The sequence below is a fragment of the Pseudonocardia sp. genome (assembly GCF_025965585.1).
Lineage (GTDB): Bacteria > Actinomycetota > Actinomycetes > Mycobacteriales > Pseudonocardiaceae > Pseudonocardia.
This window is the reverse complement of sequence record NZ_JAOPWR010000467.1, coordinates 1-3,231: the sequence shown is the minus strand read 5'-3', so window position 1 is coordinate 3,231 and position 3,231 is coordinate 1. Positions and strand designations below refer to the sequence as shown.

Here is a 3,231-nt window from a genome sequence, read left to right as displayed (position 1 = left end):
TCGGTGTCGGAGACCTCGACGTCGTCGAGGACGAGCTCGCACGTGGGGGACGAGCGCAGGCCCATCTTCTCCAGTGCCTGCGGCACCGCGATCCCGGGCAGGTCCATCGGGACGACGAAGGTTGTCAATGTTTCGCGGATCCCTGGCCCTCCCGTGCGGCACAGGATCAGCAGGCAGTCGGCGATGGTGGCATTGGTGATGAACATCTTGCGGCCGTTGAGACGCCATCCGGTGGCGGTGCGTTCGGCCTTCGTCGTGATGTTCGCGACGTCGGAACCGGTGTGCGGCTCGGTGACGGCCCAGGCCCCGACCATCCGGCCTTCGGCGATGGGGGGCAGCCAGCGCGCCTTCTGCTCGTCCGTGCCGTGCAGGCCGACCGCGCGGGCGAGCAGGTAGGTCGGCATCGTCGACATGGCCAACCCGGCGTTCCCGTAGGCGAACTCCTCGATGCCCTCGTGCATGGCCAGCGAGTCGGGGCCGGTGCCCCCGTACTCCTCCGGGATGATCGCACCGTAGAGGCCGAGCCGCCCCACCTCGAGCAGCAGCTCCCGGATCAAGGTCATGTCCTGGGGATGCTGGTCGAGCTCCCGGTTGCGCGGCATGACCTTCTGCTCGGTGAACCGACGGACTGTCTGGGCGAAGGGGGACGGGGCGGCCGGGCGAGTGGGCGACTGTGTCGAAGTCACGATTCCTCCACGATTCGGAACCGGAGTTCGGTCCACTCCGGGTGGTCGACGAAGACCGCGACGGCCTTGGCATCGATCGACGGGGTGCCGTCGATCCGCGCGGCGATCCGGCCGCCGCCGTCCAGATCGACCGTCGCGATGGTGTAGGGCAGGTCCGCGGTGAACGCGGCATCAAACGTTCGATGGACGACGATGTAGGAGAACACCGTGCCGGTTCCGGAGATCTCCTCCGACCGCCAATCCGGGTGCCCGCAGTAAGGACACGAGGGCATCGCCGGGAACCGTCGCCGGTCGCAGGTCGCGCAGCGCTGCAGGACGATGCGATGGGCTTGGAGCTCGGCCCAGAAAGCCTGGCTGTCGAGATCCGGCACCGGCCGGGGCGTGGCCTGTTCGGTGGTCGTCACGAGTTGCTCCTTCTCATCGGCCGGTGAACTGGGGACGGCGCTTGCCGGCGAAGGCGTCCAAGCCCTCGGGGGCGTCCTCGCTGGTAAGGCAGTAGCGGGCGGTGACCTCTCGCTCGAGGCGCATGCCCTGGTGAACCCCGGTGCCGTCCCAGAGGGCCGAGTTGAGAACGCTTTTGGCATTCGCCACAGCAAGCGGTGACTTCTTGGCGACATCCGCCGCGAACGCGATACCCGCTGCGCGCAACTGGTCGTCGTCGACGATCTTGCTCACCAGGCCCCAGCCGAGCGCTTCCTCCGAGGTCAGCAGCCGACCGGAGAAGATCAGCTCGCGTGCTCGAGCGGGGCCGACCGCGCGCGGAAGCAGAGTGAGAACGCCACCTCCGCCCATCTGGCCGAAGGGGAGGTGGGCGTCGCCGATCTTCGCCGAGGTCGAGGCGATGGCGAAGTCACAGGACAGCATCAGCTCGATGCCGCCCGCGACGGCGATGCCGTTCACGAGAGCGACGAACGGTTTGGGCTGCTGGGAGATCCGGGCGAAGATACGATGGAGGTCCTCGAGGAACTGCGGGAAGTCGACGGCGTCGCGCTGCAGGGCCTTGTACTTCTTCATGTCGCCGCCGGCGGAGAACGCTCGGCCGGCACCGGTGATCGCCACCACCCGCACGAGTGGATCGGCAGACAGCTCGTCGAAGATGCGACCGAGTTGCAGACCGGTGTCCCAGTCGAGCGGGTTCATCTCGGTCGGACGGTTGAGCGTCACAAGGCCGAGCAACGAACCATGCTCGTCGACCCCGATCCGCTCGACGAGGATCTTGTCGTTCTCAGTCATTGTTGCCCTCCAAGGTGGGCCATCGACGCGCGTTGGCCGCGGATCGGGGTCACGGTCCTGTCCAGGTTCGCGGGGCTGCCGGCCGCGGACCCGCAGCTCGCGCGAGCTGCGGCGATTGCCGACACCCCTCTGGTCGACAGCTCGGCTCGCACCTTTAGCTAACACTGGGTCACTAATCGACGTCAAGGCAAAAGTTCGACCGTACGGTTGACTGATGGCGATCGGCGCGCTTATGTTCCAGGCCCCTAGGAGGTGCGATGAGAACAGCTGCAGCCGTCGGCGTCGGCTACACCGAACTGAGCAAGGCGTCCGGACGAACGGTCCTGGACCTCGCGACGGAGGCCGGTCGCAAGGCCGCTGAGGACGCTGGGGTCCCCCTGGCCGACATCGACGGGGTGGTCAGCTTCAGCGTCCTCGGCGACTCCGTGTCGAGCGAGGCAGTGGCCACGTCGTTGGCGGTGCCCGGGCTCCGCTTCGTGATGGACTTCCAGCAAGGTGGACAGTCGCCGTGCTTCATGATCCAGCAGGCGGCGATGGCGGTCGCTCAGGGTTATGCCGAGAACGTGCTGGTGTTCCGGGCGCTCAACGGGCGCTCAGGTATTCGGGTCGGCAGCGGGTCGTTCCCCGGCGGGGCCGCGCAGTACCGCTACCCGATCGGCTACAACGCCTACCTCATGTATATCGCCATGTGGGCGCGGCGCTACATGCACGAGACCGGAACCGCCCCGGAGGCGCTCGCCGCCGTCGCGATCGCCCAGCGCGCCTACGCGGAGATGAACGAGCGGGCCATCCAGCGCAAGCCGCTGGACCTCGACTCGTACCTCGCCTCACCCATGATCGCCGACCCGTTCCGCGTCGCCGACTGCACGAGCGAGGTGGACGGCGCCTGCGCGGTGCTGGTCACCAGCCTGGACCGAGCGCGGGACCTGCGACAGCCCCCTGCCGTGATCGCTTCGGCGGCCTACCGGGCGGGGCCCCGACCCGGCCTCGACATCGGTGATCAGCTGCTCTACGACGACTACACGCGGAACTTCACCAGCCTGCTGTGCGACGAGCTCTTCGGCCGGGCCGGCATCACGGCGAGCGACGTCGACTTCGCGGAGATCTACGACTGCTTCACCAGCGTGGTGCTCATGGGTCTGGAGGGCCTCGGCTTCTGTGGCCGGGGCGAGGCGGGCGACTTCGTGCGGTCGGGCGCAACCCGCCTGGACGGGAGCCTGCCGGTCAACACCCACGGCGGGCTGCTCGCCGAGGGATACCTGCACGGCATGAACACCGTCGCCGAGGCCGTCCTGCAGATCCAGGGCCGGGG

Annotated in this window: 4 protein-coding genes; 1 reads left to right on the top strand and 3 read right to left on the bottom strand. The window is 68.0% G+C overall.

From position 1 onward, the window contains the following. The 3 genes from JWR81_RS28720 to JWR81_RS28710 all read right to left on the bottom strand — a co-directional run. A partial coding sequence (locus JWR81_RS28720; RefSeq protein WP_297659744.1) for an acyl-CoA dehydrogenase family protein occupies positions 1-686 on the bottom strand: 686 nt, incomplete at its 3' end. Beyond that, entirely contained in the window at positions 683-1,057 is a 375-nt protein-coding gene (locus JWR81_RS28715; protein WP_297659741.1) for an OB-fold domain-containing protein, read from the bottom strand. The genes JWR81_RS28715 and JWR81_RS28720, both read right to left, overlap by 4 nt. Positions 1,058-1,103: 46 nt before the next feature. Further along, a complete protein-coding gene (locus JWR81_RS28710; protein ID WP_297659738.1) occupies positions 1,104-1,919 on the bottom strand; it encodes an enoyl-CoA hydratase/isomerase family protein in 816 nt (271 codons plus the stop codon). A 257-nt stretch (positions 1,920-2,176) separates the two neighbouring features. Between JWR81_RS28710 and JWR81_RS28705 the strand changes: the two genes are divergently transcribed. Beyond that, positions 2,177-3,231 (top strand): lipid-transfer protein (locus JWR81_RS28705; protein ID WP_297659735.1); only part of this gene is annotated, 1,055 nt, incomplete at its 3' end.

What these genes read in the sequence shown, in the direction of transcription:
- JWR81_RS28710 (WP_297659738.1), bottom strand. Translation starts at nt 1,919, where the DNA reads ATGACTGAGAACGACAAGATCCTCGTCGAGCGGATCGGGGTCGACGAG.